Source organism: Nesterenkonia aerolata (assembly GCF_031470965.1).
Classification (GTDB): Bacteria; Actinomycetota; Actinomycetes; order Actinomycetales; family Micrococcaceae; genus Nesterenkonia; species Nesterenkonia aerolata.
Genome location: NZ_JAVKGR010000008.1, coordinates 54084 through 70896, shown reverse-complemented (window position 1 = coordinate 70896; position 16813 = coordinate 54084). Strand labels below are relative to the sequence as shown.

At 67.8% G+C, this 16813-nt stretch carries 18 protein-coding genes; 5 read left to right on the top strand and 13 right to left on the bottom strand.

Going from position 1 to position 16813, the window contains the following annotated elements:
- The first annotated feature begins 55 nt into the window (after positions 1-55).
- On the top strand, positions 56-856 hold the full coding sequence (locus RIL96_RS08180) for a hypothetical protein (RefSeq protein ID WP_310548525.1): 801 nt from the start codon (positions 56-58) through the stop codon (positions 854-856).
- On the opposite strand, the gene RIL96_RS08175 is transcribed toward RIL96_RS08180, so the two are convergent.
- The 7 genes from RIL96_RS08175 to clpS are packed head-to-tail and all read right to left on the bottom strand — an operon-like array spanning position 800 to position 6402.
- Positions 800-1960 carry a 3'-5' exonuclease gene (locus RIL96_RS08175; RefSeq protein ID WP_310548524.1) on the bottom strand — a complete coding sequence of 387 codons (1161 nt, stop codon included), beginning with the start codon at positions 1958-1960 and terminating at the stop codon, positions 800-802. The two genes, RIL96_RS08180 and RIL96_RS08175, sit on opposite strands and share 57 nt — an antisense overlap.
- A 15-nt stretch (positions 1961-1975) precedes the next feature.
- Positions 1976-2722 carry an RdgB/HAM1 family non-canonical purine NTP pyrophosphatase gene (rdgB, locus tag RIL96_RS08170; RefSeq protein ID WP_310548523.1) on the bottom strand — a complete coding sequence of 249 codons (747 nt, stop codon included), beginning with the start codon at positions 2720-2722 and terminating at the stop codon, positions 1976-1978.
- On the bottom strand, positions 2719-3492 hold the full coding sequence (gene rph / locus RIL96_RS08165) for a ribonuclease PH (RefSeq protein ID WP_310548522.1): 774 nt from the start codon (positions 3490-3492) through the stop codon (positions 2719-2721). Before rph ends, rdgB begins: the two co-directional genes overlap by 4 nt.
- 35 nt (positions 3493-3527) lie before the next feature.
- Positions 3528-4361, bottom strand: coding sequence for an MBL fold metallo-hydrolase (locus RIL96_RS08160; protein ID WP_310548521.1), 834 nt, complete (start codon positions 4359-4361; stop codon positions 3528-3530).
- A complete protein-coding gene (gene murI, locus RIL96_RS08155; protein ID WP_310548520.1) occupies positions 4352-5422 on the bottom strand; it encodes a glutamate racemase in 1071 nt (356 codons plus the stop codon). The genes RIL96_RS08160 and murI overlap by 10 nt, the downstream gene beginning before the upstream one ends.
- Positions 5419-6090, bottom strand: coding sequence for a DUF2017 family protein (locus tag RIL96_RS08150; protein WP_310548519.1), 672 nt, complete (start codon positions 6088-6090; stop codon positions 5419-5421). Before RIL96_RS08150 ends, murI begins: the two co-directional genes overlap by 4 nt.
- 3 nt (positions 6091-6093) lie before the next feature.
- Positions 6094-6402, bottom strand: coding sequence for an ATP-dependent Clp protease adapter ClpS (gene clpS, locus RIL96_RS08145; RefSeq protein WP_310548518.1), 309 nt, complete (start codon positions 6400-6402; stop codon positions 6094-6096).
- A gap of 23 nt (positions 6403-6425) precedes the next feature.
- Here clpS and RIL96_RS08140 point away from each other — a divergent pair, with 23 nt between their 5' ends.
- Together RIL96_RS08140 and RIL96_RS08135 are read left to right on the top strand one after the other, a co-directional pair.
- Positions 6426-7790, top strand: coding sequence for a nicotinate phosphoribosyltransferase (locus tag RIL96_RS08140; RefSeq protein ID WP_310548517.1), 1365 nt, complete (start codon positions 6426-6428; stop codon positions 7788-7790).
- Positions 7791-7947: 157 nt separating this feature from the next.
- Complete coding sequence (locus RIL96_RS08135; protein ID WP_310548516.1) at positions 7948-8592, top strand: isochorismatase family protein; 645 nt, start codon at positions 7948-7950, stop codon at positions 8590-8592.
- Between the two features lie 95 nt (positions 8593-8687).
- Here RIL96_RS08135 and RIL96_RS08130 read toward each other — a convergent pair whose 3' ends face one another.
- The 3 genes from RIL96_RS08130 to RIL96_RS08120 all read right to left on the bottom strand — a co-directional run bounded on the left by RIL96_RS08130 (position 8688) and on the right by RIL96_RS08120 (position 11952).
- Positions 8688-10433 (bottom strand): DEAD/DEAH box helicase, encoded by a 1746-nt coding sequence (locus tag RIL96_RS08130; RefSeq protein WP_310548588.1) that lies wholly within the window; start codon positions 10431-10433, stop codon positions 8688-8690.
- A gap of 68 nt (positions 10434-10501) precedes the next feature.
- Complete coding sequence (locus RIL96_RS08125) at positions 10502-10840, bottom strand: DUF3039 domain-containing protein (RefSeq protein ID WP_310548587.1); 339 nt, start codon at positions 10838-10840, stop codon at positions 10502-10504.
- A 107-nt stretch (positions 10841-10947) separates the two neighbouring features.
- Positions 10948-11952, bottom strand: a complete 1005-nt coding sequence (locus RIL96_RS08120) for a co-chaperone YbbN (RefSeq protein WP_310548515.1) — start codon at positions 11950-11952, stop codon at positions 10948-10950.
- Between the two features lie 254 nt (positions 11953-12206).
- Between RIL96_RS08120 and RIL96_RS08115 the strand changes: the two genes are divergently transcribed.
- Positions 12207-13613, top strand: coding sequence for an AI-2E family transporter (locus RIL96_RS08115; RefSeq protein WP_310548514.1), 1407 nt, complete (start codon positions 12207-12209; stop codon positions 13611-13613).
- 52 nt (positions 13614-13665) lie between these two features.
- Here the strand turns inward: RIL96_RS08115 and RIL96_RS08110 are convergent, their stop codons facing one another.
- Positions 13666-13968 (bottom strand): Rv1322 family protein, encoded by a 303-nt coding sequence (locus RIL96_RS08110; protein ID WP_310548513.1) that lies wholly within the window; start codon positions 13966-13968, stop codon positions 13666-13668.
- Between the two features lie 87 nt (positions 13969-14055).
- Between RIL96_RS08110 and nucS the strand changes: the two genes are divergently transcribed.
- Positions 14056-14748: an endonuclease NucS gene (nucS, locus tag RIL96_RS08105; protein ID WP_310548512.1), complete on the top strand. Its 693-nt coding sequence runs from the start codon at positions 14056-14058 to the stop codon at positions 14746-14748.
- A 179-nt stretch (positions 14749-14927) separates the two neighbouring features.
- On the opposite strand, the gene RIL96_RS08100 is transcribed toward nucS, so the two are convergent.
- Together RIL96_RS08100 and atpD are read right to left on the bottom strand one after the other, a co-directional pair.
- Entirely contained in the window at positions 14928-15194 is a 267-nt protein-coding gene (locus RIL96_RS08100; protein WP_310548511.1) for a F0F1 ATP synthase subunit epsilon, read from the bottom strand.
- 111 nt (positions 15195-15305) lie between these two features.
- Positions 15306-16766, bottom strand: a complete 1461-nt coding sequence (atpD, locus tag RIL96_RS08095) for a F0F1 ATP synthase subunit beta (RefSeq protein WP_310548509.1) — start codon at positions 16764-16766, stop codon at positions 15306-15308.
- Positions 16767-16813 lie beyond the last annotated feature (47 nt).

Sequence of the window (16813 nt, the reverse complement as noted above, 5' to 3'; positions counted from 1 at the left end):
GGGGCTGTTCCTTCAGGCCGATACTCTGGACAGATCAGGCCGATACTCTGGGCAGATGCACACCGACACCCGGCCCGATGACGAGCAGCGCGACGCCCTGCGCATCCGCCGGTTCCCGGCCCTGCTGGACGCGCTGCTGCCGGTCCAGACACCGGCAGGCGCAGCCCTCGATGCCGAGAGGCTGCATGCGCTGTGCGCCGCCGACGGACTCCTCGAACTGCTGGACTGGTCACGGCGCGGAGTAGCCGCCGATCCTTTGGCCTGCCTGTGGTTGGGGTCATTGCGCTGGTACCGTCTGGTCACCGGCAGGTTCCCCGACGGCGCTCCGGAGCCGCCGTCGCGGGGGCTGGATGCCGCACTGAGCACCGCACTCGAGGACGGCCAGTTCTCGATCGCTCCGGGCAGCGGCACAGTGTCCCTGCGAGGACTGGCAAGTGGTGAGATGCACTATCCCAGTGCACCGGCCCAGCCCACGGCCCAGGCCGCCGATGCGCTCCTGCGTGTGCTGCCCCTGGCCTTCGTCCCCTATATGGGACTGGAGATGCTGCACAGCTGGGCTGACCAGTCGCTCTGCCTGACCCAGGGGGACCAAGGGCTGCGTGACCGGGCTGCGGCGCTGGTGAGCGCCCTCGATGAGCTGGCAGGGTCGGCCGAGGAGCCCGGACTCTCGGCGCACGTGGACGAGGTGCTCCGGCCGATCCGACAGGAGCAGCCGGAGAATCCCTGTGTAGAGACTCTCGAACACGTGGTCACCTCAATGCGGCATACCCTCCGGCTCGGGTCTGACGGACCGCAGGAGCTACATCCGTGCCTGCGCGGCTTCGCTGCCGACTGGGCTGATGTCACCGCCCCCTGAGAGCACATGCTCAAAGAGTTCTTCGTCCATGATGGTGATACGCTGTCCCACTGCCTGCCGCCGCCGAACAGCCCTGACTTTCCGTGTCATCAGCGACGACGGCGGCTCAGCATTGACGGATTCAGCGGAGGGCAGATCAGCCTCGTCATCGGTAGAAGATCCTGACTTCGGCGCCCTTGAGGCGGAGACCGCTGCCTCAGGGGTGTTCCACTGCTCAAGAGTGAATCCATCTCCGATCACCAACACAGTCGTTCCACCGGTCACCCGTGAACTGGTCCGCGCGCCGCGCTCGGCGCAGAGTTCCTTCGCTCGGGGGCGCGGAACAGCCAGCGTGCCGGAGAAGACCACCTGCTGACCGAACAGCGGGTGCGCCGGGTCCGCCTCGGCATTCGGCTCCGGGTTCCGACCCTCATCCTGCCACCGCATCAGATCCGGCAGATCCGCATCAGCCACCACCGGATTCGTCGCATCGAAGATCGGACCGAGACTACGGACCTGACGGGTCGCCCGGGACTCTCGCGGCCTCGGTGCCCGCCACGACGGCATCGTCACCGCCTCGAGCGATTCCGCGGCGAAGGTCTCCTGCACAGAGCCGGTCTCCAGGCGGGCGGCGACGTCGACTACGATCGCCGCGCAGGCCCTGGCGTCGGCGAGCGCATGGTGGTGGGCAGTCAGACGGTGCCCGGCCTCCGCGGCGGCGTGCGGCAGCGCGTGGGAGGGCAGCTGATAGGCCGCGCGGGCCAGCTGCACCGAACACCAGGCGCGCAGGCCTGGGGCGTCGAGTCCGCTGACCTCCAGGGAGGACTCGAAGACCTCGACGTCGAAGACGGCGTTGTGAGCGACGAGGTCGTCACCGCCCAGGAAGTCCATCAGCTCGGGGAACAGCTCGCTGAACCGTGGACTGGCCACCACATCGGCCGGCTCGATGCCGTGGATCGCGACGTTCTGCGGATCGAACCGGTCGAAACCCTGCGGCGGTCTCATCAGCCGGTACAGCGTCTCGACCTCCACACCATCGCGTACGCGCACCATCCCCACCGAGCACGGGGATCCGCGGAACCCATTGGCCGTCTCGAAATCGACGGCGGTGAAGTCCAGGCTCACCACGCAGCCCGGCTCTCAGTCCGGACGGCCCGGCAGGCCGCCACCGCGCGGCCCGGGCACGTCCCGGCCCAGGAGCACGGAGACGACGTCGTGACGCAGGGCGCTGAAGGCCTTGGCACGGTGGGAGATGGCGTTCTTCTCCGCCATACCCAGCTCCGCGCAGGAACGCTGCTCCCCCAGCGGCTGCAGGATCGGGTCATAGCCGAAGCCGCCGTCACCCTGCGGGGCCGACAGCAAGGTGCCCTCCAGCCGACCCAGGTGGGTGGTCTCAGTACCCTGCGGAGTCACCAGCGACGCCGCACAGACGAAGGCCGCCGAACGATGCTCAGGGCCCACCTCGATGAGCTGCTCCAGCAGAAGCGCCATGTTCCGGGCGTCGGAGGCCTGCGCGCCGGCCCAGCGCGCCGAGAAGATCCCCGGTGCTCCGCCCAGCACATCGACGGCGAGCCCGGAGTCGTCGGCGACGGCAGGCACTCCGGTCTGCTCGGCCACAGCGCGGGCCTTCAGCAGGGAGTTCTCGGTGAAGGTCACACCGGTCTCGGGGACCTCGGCGCAGCCCAACGCCGCGGCATCCACCACCGCCGACTCGAGGGTCTCGCGCGTCCACCCGGCCTCGGCCAGGTCAGGATCTTCGGCGAGCATCGCCCGCAGCTCCCGGACCTTCCCGAGGTTCCGGGTGGCCAACACCAGCCGGGCCCCGCTCTCGGCCGCGCGCCGATGGTGGCTGCCGTCGCCTGCCCGCTGCTCAGCCGCACCGCTCATCCGGCCAGCACCTCCTGCTGGATCCGGGTGAGCTCCGCGGTGCCGCGCACGGCGAGATCGAGCAGGGCATCGAGCTCCGCACGGCGGAACGGCGCGCCCTCGGCAGTGCCCTGAACCTCCACGAAGTCACCGGAGCCGGTGACCACGACGTTCATATCCGTCTCGGCGGTGGAGTCTTCGATGTAGGGCAGGTCGAGCACCGGACGTCCATCGGGCAGGATCCCCACCGAGACCGCGGCCACCGAATCCTTCAGCACCGTCGCCCGAGCCGGCACATGCCCCTGTTCCTGAGCCCAGGAGACGGCATCGGCCAGAGCGACGTAGGCCCCGGTGATCGCCGCTGTGCGGGTGCCGCCGTCGGCTTGCAGGACGTCGCAATCCACTGTGATCATGTGCTCCCCGAGGGCCTTCGTCTCGACGACGGCACGCAGGGAGCGGCCGATGAGCCGCGAGATCTCGTGCGTCCTGCCGCCGATCTTGCCCTTCACCGATTCCCGCGCCGAGCGGGTACCGGTGGCCCGGGGCAGCATCGCATACTCAGCGGTGACCCACCCGGTGCCGCGTCCCTTCAGCCACCGCGGCACGCTGGTCTCGAACGACGCCGTGCACAGCACCTTTGTAGCACCGCACTCGATCAGCGCAGACCCCTCGGCCTGTGCGGACCAGCCGCGGTGGATGCGCACCTCACGCAGTTCATCGACGGCCCGGCCGTCCTGGCGGGCCGCTCCGCTACCGGCCTGCGGGGCAGCGGCTTCTGGGGTGGTAGTCATCGTCTCCTCATCCTGTTTCCTCGTTCGGCTCATCGTCACAGTGCTTCCGGCGGTGTGTCAGCCGTCTGCCGCCCAGGGGCACCTCCCACCTGATACGTCACTCCGGCCACGGCGACGGCGAGGTCACCGGCGAAGCTCTGCCTGGCATGACGCAGCAGGACCTGCTGGGAGGTCCACACCGGAATATGGGTCAGCAGCAGCCGCCCGGCTCCGGCACGCTCGGCCATCTCACCGGCCCGGGCACCGGTCAGATGCACTCCGTCGATGTGATCGTCCCGACCGTCTTCGAAGGCCGCCTCGCAGAGGAAGACATCGGCGCCCTGGGCCGCCTCGACCAAACCGTCACAGGCATCTGTGTCACCGGAATAGGTCAGCACCCGGACGCTGCCGTCGGTGCCAAGGGTCTCCACACGCAGCGCATAGGCCTCATCGATGGGATGACGCACCGGCACCGGGGTGATGGTGAATGGCCCGATCGTCACCGGGGTCCGGGGCTGCCAGGTGCGGAAATCGAAGTCGGGGTGCATCCCCGGGTCCGGGTCCAGGCCGTAGGCGTAGGCGATGCGTTCAGCCGTGTGGGAGGGTCCGAAGACGGGCACGTGGATCCCGGGCCAGCCGCCGGGGCGCCACCGGATGGCCACGTGCAGACCACAGAGGTCCATGAAGTGGTCCGGGTGCAGATGGCTCAGGCAGACCGCGTCGAGATCCTCCAGGGCCATGTGCTGCTGGAGCTTGCCCAGGGAGCCGTTGCCGAGGTCCAGGATGACCCGCCAGGTCTTCCCCTCGTGCTCAGCGGTGAGCAGATAGCAGGAGGCAGGAGATTCAGGGCCCGGAAAGGACCCGCTGCATCCGATGATCGTCAGTTCCATCGTGGGTGTGACAACCCCTCATCTCTCGTCCGGTGCTCCGGCGGCGTGCCACCGGGGTGCTGAGCCTGTGGTGCGTCATCGTCCCGCCCGCCCGAGGGACCCGCGACGGCCGGTGCGTTGACTCGCGGTATCAGCCCGGTCGGATACCGCTCGGTGACGTGGGCGATGTGCTCGACGGCGGCGACCTCCGGGCCGAGGAAGCGCCGGGCCAGGCGTTGGAAGGACTGCGCATCACCGGTGGCGAGGAAGGTGTTGGCCGAGGCCGACGACTGAAGACTGCCCACGGAGGCCCCCTCGCCGGACAGCTGAGCAGCCGCGGGGCTCTCCCCCGCCGGGTCTCGGAGCAGCGACTCCTGTGTCAGCGCCCGGAAGAGATCCTTGGCGGTCTCCTCAGCGGAGGAGACCAAGGTGACCGCATCACCCATGACATAGGAGAGCACGCCGGTCAGCAGGGGGTAGTGCGTGCACCCCAGCACCAAAGTGTCCACCTCAGCCTGACGCAGGGCCGCGGTGTATTCCTCAGCGACGGCCAGGAGCTCCGCCGAGGCGGTGATCCCGCGCTCGACGAACTCGACGAAGCGAGGGCAGGCCGCGCTGGTGATCTCCAGATGCGGAGCCGCGGCGAAGGTGTCCTCATAGGCCCGGGAGCTCACCGTGGCCTCGGTGGCGATGACCCCGATCTTCCCGTTGCGCGTCGCGGCCACAGCTCGGCGCACCGCCGGCTGGATCACTTCGACGACGGGTATCCCCCGGCGCCGGGTGTAGCGTTCCCGCGCATCCCGCAGCACCGCCGCCGAGGCTGAGTTGCAGGCGATCACCAGGGCTTTGACCCCGGCGTCGACGAGCTCGTCCATCACCCCCAGCGCGTGGGCACGGACCTTGGCGATGGGCAGCGGCCCATAGGGTCCGTGGGCCGTATCACCGATGTAGACGATGTTCTCGTGCGGCAGCTGGTCCAGCACCGCGCGGGCGACGGTCAGCCCGCCGACGCCGGAATCGAAGATGCCGATCGGGGCGTCCACCGGCAGTCCGCTCAGGGGCGGAGGGGGCAGCGTCGTCACTGGTCAGCGCCCTCCTCGTCGTCCGTGCTCTCGGGCAGGTGCTCCAGCATGGCCTCGAAGAGGGACTCCTGCCACCAGGTGATGAAGGTGTAGACCTCGGCCATGAACTGCTGGGCGTCTTCGGGCTGCTGACCGGCACCGCGGCGGTGTACCTGCGCGGCGTCGTCCTCGGTCTCGATGCCCAAACGCGTGGCCAACGTCAGCCGCACAGCGTTCAGCGCCCGGCCGAACGAGGCCGAGGCTGCCTCCGGCACCGATAACGGGGCGCTCTCCAGCAGCATCCGGGCAGTGCGCAGATCCGCCAGATGGGATTCCCGCAGGGAGGATTCGGTCAGCCGGCGCAGCTGCTCGGCGTCGTCAGGGTCCTCGGAGGCCGCAGGAAGCAGGCGCTGGGCGACGGGGTCCGCGGGCGGCGGCAAGGGGGCCTGAGAGTCGAGACCGGCCAGCTCGGCGGAGAAATGCGCGAACAGCGAGTCAGCCTCGTGGTCCTCACCTGTCTGCGGCTGAGCATCTGCACGGGAGCCTTCCTCTGCCTGCGAGGCGATCTCCTGAGCTCGTCGTTCGAGGATCTCGGCGACGTCGGCGCAGAGTGTGCTGAGCAGACGGCGCTCATGCTTCTGCAGATCGGCGCGGTACCCGGAGGCAGTGGCGCGGAAAGCTGTGGCCACTGACTAGGACTCCTCAAGGGTGCTCTGCAGCCCGTACTGGTGCATCGCGGTGACGTCGCGTTCGGCCTGTTCCCGGTCCCCGTGGGAGACCACCGCACGGCCGTTCTCGTGGACCTGCATCATCAGCTCATGGGCTTTCCGACGGGAATGGCCGAAGTGGGCACGGAACACCCAGCTGACATAGGACATCAGGTTGACCGGATCATTCCAGACGACGACGCTGTAGGGACGCCCGGCCCGCAGATGCTGACGAGACTCGGGCGCGAGGTCTGTCTGCGCCTCGGCGAGCGTCGATCCTGCCGCTGTGCTCATGCGCCCTATTCTACGCTGGGACTATGACACCTTCATCCGCGCTGGGCGGCCCCGGATCCCACAGCGTCTCCTCCACCGGCGGCACCGCCTCCTCCACCGCGCTGCTGACCGACCACTACGAGCTGACCATGCTCCAGGCTGCGCTGCGCTCCGGTGCCGCACATCGCCGCTGCGTCTTCGAAGTCTTCGCGCGCAAGCTGCCTCAGGGACGCCGGTACGGCGTCGTCGGCGGTACGGGCCGTCTGCTCGAAGGGCTGCGGCACTTCCGCTTCGGTGAGGCAGAGCTCGGCTGGCTGAGCGAGCGGCGCGTGGTCGACGAGCCGACCCTGGAGTACCTGCGCGACTACCGGTTCAGCGGTGACATCACCGGCTACCCCGAAGGGGAGGTCTACATGCCGCACTCGCCGGTGCTGCGTGTCGAGGCCACATTCGCTGAGGCCTGCCTGCTGGAGACCTTTGTGCTCTCGGTGCTCAACCATGATTCGGCCGTCGCCTCGGCCGGTTCCCGGATGACCATGGCCGCCGATGGCCGGCCCTGTGTGGAGATGGGCTCCCGCCGCACCCAGGAGATGAGTGCCACGGCCGCAGCACGGGCAGCGATCATGACCGGGTTCGCCGCCACCAGCAATCTGGAGGCCGGACGACGCTGGGCGCTGCCCACGCTGGGCACCGCCGCCCACGCCTTCACCCTGCTGCATGATTCCGAGGAGGAGGCCTTCCGCGCCCAGGTCGAGACCTTCGGCCCGCGGACCTCGCTGCTGGTGGACACCTACGACGTCGACGCCGCCGTCCGCCGAGCCGTGGAGATCGCCGGCCCGGAGCTCGACGCCGTCCGCCTGGACTCCGGCGACCTCGTCGAACAGGCCCACCACGTCCGTCAGCTGCTCGACGCCCTCGGCAATGTCGGCACCCGGATCATCGTCACCTCGGACCTCGATGAATACGCGATCTCCCGGCTGCAGTCGGCCCCCGTGGATGCCTACGGAGTAGGCACGCAGCTGGTCACCGGTTCGGGGGCGCCCACGGCGTCGATGGTGTACAAGCTGGTCGAACGCGACGACGCCTCCGGCGCACCGGTGCAGGTCGCGAAGCAGGCTGTGGGCAAGAGGCACGTCGGAGGCGTCAAATATCCGCTGCGCATGCTGGGAAGCGACGGGCGGGCCGATACGGAGCTCATCGGGGTGGGAGCCTCCCCGGAGGCTGAGGACGAGGCGCACCGGGAGCTCATGGTGCCGCTGGTCCGCGACGGCGAGATCTTCGGCGAATACACTGGGGCCGAGGGACTGCGCCGAGCCGCACAGCGGCATCGCCGGTCCACTGCCGAACTGCCGCCTGCAGCACTGCGCCTGCAGCCCGGTGAGCCGGTGCTGCCGACGATCTTCGTCTGATGCCCGCAGATTCGTTCCTGCGGGGCTGAGGTTCCCGCAGGGCTGACCTGAGCGTTCAGTCTGGCCCATCGCCCAGGTAGGATCCGAGGTGACCCCGAAAGTATCGGGGGTAGCCATGATTCCCGCAGGCATGATTCCAGCAGGTCAGGAGGAAACGATGGCCGAGGCACTCATCATCGTCGATGTGCAGAACGACTTCTGTGAAGGCGGCGCACTCGGCGTCGACGGCGGCGCCCGCACCGCCGCTGAGATCAGCGAGTTTCTTGAGGACGTCCACGCCGAGTACGACGCCGTCGTCGCCACCCAGGACTGGCATATCGATCCCGGCCCTCACTTCTCGGAGGAGCCGAACTTCGAGACCAGCTGGCCGGTGCACTGCCTCGCCGGCACCTCAGGCGCCGAACTGCACCCTGACCTCGACACCGAACACATCGAGGCCTTCTTCCTCAAGGGCCTCTACTCCGACGGCTACTCCGGCTTCGAAGGACTGGAGGGGAACCCGGCGTCAGTGGGTACCCTCGCCGGTGAGGACGGCACCAAGGTCTCCCCGACCGATGCCGTAGCCGACGGCGCCCCGGATCTGCACGCCTGGCTCTCCGCACGCGAGATCACCTCGGTCACCGTGGTGGGCATCGCCACCGACCATTGTGTCCGCGCCACCGCCTTGGACGCCGCCGAGGCCGGGTACCGAGTACGGGTGCTGACAGAGCTGACCGTCGGGGTCGACGAGGCACGCATCGCCGAGACCTACGAGGAGTTCGCCGAGGCCGAGATCGAGGCCCTGAGCGTCGAGGACCTCTGAGCCTCAGCAGAGCCCTGAGCCTCGGCAGGCTCTGCAGCCAGCGCCGAGGGGACGGCGCCTCGACCCCTCAGCGCGGCAGAACCCGGCGGATCAGATCAGGAACGGCCGACGAACCAGTTCTGAAGCTTCTTCACCCGCGCCTCCAACTGCTGCTTCGAGGCCTGCCCCACGGCCGGTCCCCCGCAGGCATCGCGCAGCCGGTTGTGCACTGTGCCCTGATGCATCCCCGTCTTCGCGGCATAGGCGGAGACGGACTTGTTCAGCTCGTTGCGCAGGGTTTTCAACTGCCGATGATCGACGACGTCCTGGCTGTGCGTCTCAGCGGCCTGCCCGGTAGGACGGCGCCGCAGCTGATCCGCCTGATGCTGCTTGAGCAGCGTGGAGACCTGTTCGGGCTCCAAGAGCCCGGGAATCCCGAGGAAGTCCATCTCCTCCTCTGAGCCCACGGCTCCCCCGAGGCCGAACTCATCGCCGTCGAAGAGCACCTTGTCGAAGGAGGCCTGAGACTCCAGCGCGGCGAAGCTGCCCTTCTCCAGCTCCTCCGAGGCGCGTTCCTCCCGGTTCGCCGCCTCCAGCAGATCCTCTTCGGGGATCTCGCCTTCCTCGTCCTGAGCCGACCGAGGAACGTCCAGCGCGTGATCACGTTCCTCCTCCAGCTCATTGGCCAGGCCCATGAGCACCGGCACCGACGGGAGGAACACGCTGGCGACCTCGTTGGCATTGCGACGACGCACGAAACGGCCGACCGCCTGGGCGAAGAACAGCGGTGTCGACGTCGACGTCGCGTAGACCCCGACGCACAGGCGCGGCACATCCACCCCTTCGGAGACCATGCGCACCGCCACCATCCACAGCTGGGAGCCGTCGGCGGAGAAGTCCTCGATCCGTTGCGAGGCCTCAGAGTCATCAGAGAGCACCACTGTGGTGCGCTGACCGGTCAGCGCCTCAAGCTGGGCGGCATAGGCTCGCGCGGTCTCGTGATCGGAGGCGATGACGAGACCTCCGGCGTCGGCGACCCGATCCCGGACCTTCAGCAGCCGTTTATGGGCTGCCGCCAACACCGCAGGGATCCATTCCCCCTCCGGGTTCAGCGCGGTACGCCAAGCCTGCTGGGTGATGTCTTTGGTGGCAGCACCGCCGAGCTGGGCCTCCATCTCCTCGCCCGAGGAGGTACGCCAGCGCATATTGCCCGAGTAGGCCATGAAGACCACGGGCCTGACCACCCGGTCCTTCAGCGCCGGCCCGTACCCGTAGGAATAGTCCGCACGGGACCGGCGGACGCCCTCGGCATCCTCGACATAGTCCACGAAGGGGATCGGGGCCGTATCGGAGCGAAACGGGGTACCGGTCAGCGCCAGACGGCGCGCCGCCGGGGTGAATGCCTCACGGATCCCCTCACCCCAGGAGAGCGCGTCACCGCCGTGGTGGATCTCATCGAGCACCACCAGGGTCCGCCCGGCCTCAGTCTTATTGCGGTGCAGCGCCGGCTTATTGGCCACCTGGGCGTAGGTCACCGCCACACCGATGAACTCACGGCCGTGCCGACCATCGGCATTGCGGAAGTTCGGGTCGATCGCCAGACCGATCCGCGCCGCCGCATCCGCCCACTGCTGTTTGAGGTGCTCAGTGGGTGCGACGACGTAGAGCCGGGTGATCTCCCCGGAGTCGACGAGCATCTTCGCCACGCGCAGGGCGAAGGTGGTCTTGCCCGCCCCGGGCGTCGCCACGGCCAAGAAGTCCCGAGGGGCGCGATCGACGTAGAGGTCGAGGGCCTCCTGCTGCCATTGACGCAGCGCCGGAGCCGTCCCCCGGGCGGCCCGGTGCGGGTACACCGGAGGCATCGACGAGCCGGCGTGGCTGTCGACATCGAACAGTGACGGCGAGGCTCCGCCGCCGGTCAGCCCCTGCGTCACGAATTGCGGCCGAAGCCGAAGAAGCCTCCGGAGCGCTTTCCGCCGGAGCCTCCCGCGTCGCCGTCGTCACCGTCACCGCCGCCGAAGCCCTCATAGATCTCTTTGCACTCGGGACAGACCGGGAAACGCTGAGGGTCACGTGACGGCACCCAGACCTTGCCGCACAGTGCGACCACAGCCCCGCCTTCCAAGGCGGACTCCATGATCTTGTCCTTCTTCACGTAGTGGGCGAACCGCTCATGGTCCCCAGGCTCGGAGAGCTGCTCCTGGTGTTCGCGCTCGATCGTCGCCGCACCTCCGGCGTCGGGACGTGCGGCGGGGTCTGCTGTGCTCATCGCCAGAGGACGATCCTCGATCGACTCGGCAGGCTGGGGGTGAACGATCATGGCCGCCATTCTACCGACCGGTGCTGACATGATCACTGTCGGCTATCACTGGCGGCTCAGAACAGCGCACGCGCCAGCTGCTGACGGGACTTGTTCACCCGCGGGTCGGTGTCGCCGACGATGGAGTACAGCTCGACCAGATGCGCCCGGGCCCGCTCGCGGTCCTCCCCGTGGTGAGTGCGGATGAAGCCCACCAGCCGGGTGAAGGCATCCTCGACGTGACCGCCGAGCACATCGACGTCGGCCACTGCGATCTGCGCCTCGACGTCATCGGGCGCCTCCGCCGCCGCCGTGCGGACCGTCTCCAGATCGACCCCGCGGGTCCGGCTCATCAGCTGGACCTGGGCCCGGCCGATCTGTGCATCCGAGTCTCCCGGGTTCTCCCGCAAAGCCTCGTCATAGGCGGCGATCGCCCCCTCGTAGTCACCGGCCTCCAGCGCCTCGTGGGCCTTCTGATGCAGGGGCGGGATCTCCGGCTCCTGGTGGCCCTCCGCACCGTCGACGGCACGCCGGGACTGTGCGGGCATGCGCTGGGTCATCCCGTTCTGCGTGGCCAGCTGCACCATCTGCTCCACCAGCTGACGCAGCTGATCCGCTGAGATCTGGGCGTCGAACTCTCCGACGGGACGGCCGCCGAGGAATGCCGTGGCCACCGGCAGCTGCCCCTGGCTCTGCTGGGCGATCTCCGGGTGCACCGCGGCATCGAGCTCCGCCATCAGCACCCGGCCCTGCTGGGCGTCGACCGCCTCACCGAGCGTGCCGCGCATCTGCTGGGAGGCCTCGCCGCCGTCGTGGATCACCAGCACCACCGGCACCTGGGCGGAGAGCTGGATGACCTCCTGCAGCTGGGGCGGCTGCACGGCCAAGACCCAGCTGTCCGCCCCGCCCTGAGCCGATGGAGAGGCCTGGGACGGCTGGCCGTGGGCAGCGGCCGAGGGGGCGGAAGAGGCCGCGGGCGCGGCAGAGCCTCCCGCCAGAGAGGAGAGATCGACGGCCCCCTGAGTGTTGACTGAGGCGCCGGTCGCGGCGGACTGCTCGTGCTCCTGTCCGGGCTGGGTCACAGGTGCTCAACTCCTTCGTAGACGCCTCAGCCCGCAGCAGGGGCCGGGCGCCGAACGTGGACGGTTCGGTGTGAGATCTCGGACCTGTGCCGAGCAGCCGCACCGCGCGGTGAGACTCCCGGCCTCCAGGTCATGATGTGCCACAGCCTATCCCGTGCCTGGGCCACGGCACCGCCTGCGAGCACCCTGTTCAGCTCACAGCGAGGAGACCTGACGAGCTGATCCGTGTCTGCCCGTCGCCTAAGCTGGAGACCGTGCAGGAATCAGAACAGGGCACCGAGCCGGAACCGGGTGCAGCCGCCGCAGGGTCCGCCACGCCCAGGCGGTCCGCCTCGGGGCGCGGCCTGCGCCGCTGGTGGGGGCGGCGTCTGCCGCGACGCCGGCCCATGACGGAGCCGGAACCGCCGGTGCTGGACCGTTTCGGCCTGCCTCTGGAACCTTCCGACAGCACGGCGACAGCGGGGCCTGCCGACGGCGAGGGCACCAGCGGCGAGGGTACCCACGGCGAGGCCGACGGTGACCACACGGGGACCCACGCAGATGCCCATACCTCGGATCTCCGCACCCCCGCAGGCGACTCCTCAGCGGCTTCCGTCTCTGTCGCTCCCTCTGTCGATCCAGGAGTCCTGGGACACCGCCCCATCTACACCGGATTCATGTTCGCCGTCGGTGTGGGCCTGGCGCTGCTCATCGTCTATGTGACCCAAGCAAACTCCCAACTGCTGGTCTGGATCGGGGCAGCCCTGTTCATCGCACTCGGCCTGGACCCCATCGTCCGCGGGCTCGAGCGCCTGGGACTCCCCCGCCCACTGGGTGTGCTCTCGACGATGCTGGTCTTCCTCGGAGCGGTGAGCCTGTTCGTCGCCTCGATCGCTCCCACGGTCACCGAGCAGATGTCGAACTTCGTCATGTCGGTGCCGCAGATCGTCAACGATGTCTCCGAATCCCAGTGGTTCCAGGATCTGGATCAGAACTTGCAGGTCCAGGACATCATCGACACCGAGGTCAACCGGCTTATCGCCGATCCGGGCCGTGCCACCAGCGCCTTAGGAGGGCTCTTCGGCGTCGGAGCAGCTGTGCTGAGCACAGGCTTCGGCGTACTCGTCGTCGCCGTCCTTGCCCTGTACTTCCTGGCCTCGCTGCCGACGATGAAGGCCTGGGGCTACCGGCTGGTGCCGCGGTCGCGCCGCACCCGGGTGGAACAGCTGGGCGAACGGATCCTCAACGGGGTCGGCTATTACGTGATCGGTCAGGCCTGTGTGGCAGTGCTCAACGGCATCGTCGCCTATATCGCGATCTCCGTGGCCGGGGTGCCCTTCGGTGCGCTGTTCGCGGTGACCGTCGGCATCCTGGCCTTCATCCCGCTGGTCGGCCCTGTCACCGGAGGCACGCTGGTGACTCTGGTCTCCCTGACCGTGGACTGGCAGACCGCCCTGACCTTCGCGGTGATCTATTTCATCTATCTGCAGGTGGAGGCCTATTTCGTCTCCCCGCGCATCATGGCCCGCGCAGTGAAGATTCCTGCCGCAGTGGCGGTGATCTCAGTGATCGCCGGGGGAACTCTGCTCGGCGTGCTCGGTGCCCTGATGGCGATCCCCACGGCGGCAGCGCTGATGCTTCTGCTGCGCGAAGTGCTCATCGCCCACCAAGACAGACGCTGAACGTCCCTGTCGATCGGTGAGGCGCCCCGTTAGTATGCGGCCGCCGGAAGGCTCAGCCGATCTGCCAGCACCGGCGATGCCAATGCCGCCGCTCTGAGGCGGCGTGGTCATCACCGAAGATCGAGTCGGCGCGCCAGGCCACGATATGCGCCGTGCCGGGCTCGATGCTCAGCGAACACCCCGGGCAGAGATAGGACTTCGTCGCCGCGGCGGCAGAGATGCTGCGCACATGGTACTCACCGTCCCGTCGGCGCTGACGAGCGCCACCGCCGAACCCACCGTCGACGAGTGCGGGATTCACCGGTCGATGGGGACGCTGCCACTTCGAGCCTCGCGAACGACCGTGACGTGCCATGGGACCATCCTCTCACCACAGATCCCCGGTACTGCTCTGCTGAGCGGATTCCCCGCCGCAGGAGCCAGGACGGTAGACTCACCCATCGTGCGACTGGTGATTGCAACATGCTCGGTGACCTATTCCGGACGGCTTAACGCCCATTTGGCCCAGGCCACGCGCCTGCTGATGGTCAAAGCCGACGGCGCCGTGCTGGTCCACTCCGACGGCGGCTCCTATAAGCCGCTGAACTGGATGTCCCCTCCGGCGACTCTGCGCACCACGGCACCGGATGAGGAGCAGGCCCAGGCCGGCATCACCGAGGTCTGGACGGTCCGTGCTGAGAAGAGCGACGATACGTTGACCATTCTGATCTCTGAGATCCATCACGACTCCGCCCATGAGCTCGGCACTGATCCCGGGCTGGTCAAGGACGGCGTGGAGTCTGATCTGCAGCGCCTGCTCGCCGAGCAGATCGACCGTCTGGGAGACGGCCACCGGCTCATCCGCCGGGAACACCAGACCCCCATCGGCCCGGTGGACATCCTGGCCAAGGGTCCCGGCGGCACCGTCGCCGTGGAGCTGAAGCGGCGCGGAGATATCGACGGTGTCGAACAGCTGACCCGCTATCTGGACTTGCTCAACCGGGACCCGCTGCTGGCACCGGTCGAAGGGGTCTTCGCGGCCCAGCAGATCCGGCCCCAGGCCCGTACTCTGGCCGAGGACCGCGGCATCCGCTGCCTGGTGCTGGATTACGAGGAGATGCGCGGCCTCGACGACGCCGATTCGCGTCTGTTCTGAGTCACCTGTTCTGGGCCATCTGTTCTGGGCCATCTGTTCTAGGCCATCTGTTCTAGGTGCTCACCTGCTCGAGGTTTTCCCTCCTTTTCACCGCACGAGGACGGCCGCCGTGGGACACCTGATGTTCAGGTGTCCCACGGCGGCCGTCCTCTGCGGAGTCAGCGGTGCCGAGATCAGCCTCAGCCCGAGGTGACCTCCGCATCGTCGGCGACGATGGTGACCCGGTCGGAATCGACCGAGAAGAAGCCGCCGTTGATGTTGGCCGTCACCGCACTGCCCTGTGTGGGCTCGATCATGAGCTCACCGGCCGAGAGCAGAGCCAGCACCGGCGTGTGACCGGGGAGGATACCGATGTCTCCCTCGATCGTGCGCCCACGGATCGCTCGCGCGGCACCGGACCACACGGCACGGTCCTGCGAGACGACCTCGACGTCGAGTTCAGCCATGATGAAGAGTCCTTACCGTCTCGATATCTTCCCGATATCTTCTCGATCGTATCGACCAGCGAAGCTCAGCGGTGCGGGACCACCGGATCAGGTGGTCCCGCACCGAAGGGCTCAGCCCTGCTTCTGGATCTCCGCCCACTTCTTCTCCACGTCGTCCAGACCGCCGACGTTGAAGAAGGCCTGCTCGGCGACATGGTCGAGGTCACCGTTGCAGATCGCGTTGAAGCCCTCGATGGTGTCCTTGATCGGCACGGTCGAGCCCTCGACGCCGGTGAACTGCACCGCCGTGTAGGTGTTCTGCGAGAGGAACTGCTCGATGCGCCGGGCCCGCGAGACCACGATCTTGTCCTCTTCGGAGAGCTCGTCGACACCGAGGATGGCGATGATGTCCTGCAGCTCCTTGTTCTTCTGCAGGATCTGCTTCACCCGAGTGGCCGTGTCGTAGTGCTCCTGGCCGATGTACTGGGGGTCCAGGATGCGCGAGGTCGACGTCAGCGGGTCCACTGCGGGGTAGAGACCACGTGAGGCGATCGCACGCGATAGCTCGGTCGTGGCATCCAGGTGGGCGAAGACGTTGGCCGGAGCCGGGTCGGTGTAGTCGTCCGCGGGCACGTAGACGGCCTGCATCGAGGTGATTGAGTGGCCGCGGGTGGAGGTGATGCGCTCCTGCAGCACACCCATCTCATCGGCCAGGTTCGGCTGGTACCCCACTGCCGAGGGCATACGGCCCAGCAGCGTGGAGACCTCGGAGCCAGCCTGGGAGAAGCGGAAGATGTTGTCGATGAACAGCAGCACGTCCTGGTTCTGCACGTCACGGAAGTACTCCGCCATCGTCAGACCGGTCAGTGCCACACGCAGACGGGTTCCGGGGGGCTCATCCATCTGACCGAAGACCAGGGCGGTATCCTTCAACACCCCGGCCTCCTCCATCTCGACCCAGAGGTCGTTGCCCTCACGGGTACGCTCACCGACACCGGCGAAGACCGAGGTACCACCGAAGTTGCGGGCCACACGGGTGATCATCTCCTGGATGAGGACCGTCTTGCCCACACCGGCACCACCGAAGAGACCGATCTTCCCACCCTGGATGTAGGGAGTCAGCAGGTCGATGACCTTGATGCCGGTCTCCAGCATCTCGGTCGAGCCCTCCAGCGCGGCGAAGTTCGGAGCCTGGCGGTGGATCGGCCACCGCTCGGTGACCTCCAGCTCGGAGGTCGGCATGTCCAGGGTCTCGCCCAGCACGTTGAAGATATGACCCTTGACGCTGTCACCGACGGGCACCGAGATCGGGCCGCCGGTGTCATGCACAGCGGTTCCGCGGACCAGACCGTCGGTGGCCTGCACCGCGATGGCGCGGACCAGGTTGTCACCCAGGTGCTGGGACGTCTCGAAGGTGACCACACGGGTCTCTCCGCCGATGGTCAGCTCAGCGGTCAGTGCGTTGTAGATCTCCGGGATGGCGTCGGCCGGGAATTCGACGTCGACGACCGGTCCGATCACACGCGCGATCTTGCCGATCGCACCCTGATGAACGGCTCCTGACGAGCCCTGCTCTGCAGTGGTGGCAGTCATCTCTCTCACTTCACTTGATGTCGGATGATGTCAATCATGGTCTTCGT

Coding starts and splice junctions, on each gene's coding strand:
- RIL96_RS08100 (WP_310548511.1), bottom strand. CDS start 15,194: ATGGCTGAACTCGACGTCGAGGTCGTCTCGCAGGACCGTGCCGTGTGG.
- RIL96_RS08135 (WP_310548516.1), top strand. CDS start 7,948: ATGGCCGAGGCACTCATCATCGTCGATGTGCAGAACGACTTCTGTGAA.
- RIL96_RS08130 (WP_310548588.1), bottom strand. CDS start 10,433: ATGCCTCCGGTGTACCCGCACCGGGCCGCCCGGGGGACGGCTCCGGCG.
- RIL96_RS08125 (WP_310548587.1), bottom strand. CDS start 10,840: ATGAGCACAGCAGACCCCGCCGCACGTCCCGACGCCGGAGGTGCGGCG.
- atpD (WP_310548509.1), bottom strand. CDS start 16,766: ATGACTGCCACCACTGCAGAGCAGGGCTCGTCAGGAGCCGTTCATCAG.
- rdgB (WP_310548523.1), bottom strand. CDS start 2,722: ATGAGCGGTGCGGCTGAGCAGCGGGCAGGCGACGGCAGCCACCATCGG.
- RIL96_RS08160 (WP_310548521.1), bottom strand. CDS start 4,361: ATGGAACTGACGATCATCGGATGCAGCGGGTCCTTTCCGGGCCCTGAA.
- rph (WP_310548522.1), bottom strand. CDS start 3,492: ATGACTACCACCCCAGAAGCCGCTGCCCCGCAGGCCGGTAGCGGAGCG.
- RIL96_RS08110 (WP_310548513.1), bottom strand. CDS start 13,968: ATGGCACGTCACGGTCGTTCGCGAGGCTCGAAGTGGCAGCGTCCCCAT.
- RIL96_RS08180 (WP_310548525.1), top strand. CDS start 56: ATGCACACCGACACCCGGCCCGATGACGAGCAGCGCGACGCCCTGCGC.
- RIL96_RS08140 (WP_310548517.1), top strand. CDS start 6,426: ATGACACCTTCATCCGCGCTGGGCGGCCCCGGATCCCACAGCGTCTCC.
- clpS (WP_310548518.1), bottom strand. CDS start 6,402: ATGAGCACAGCGGCAGGATCGACGCTCGCCGAGGCGCAGACAGACCTC.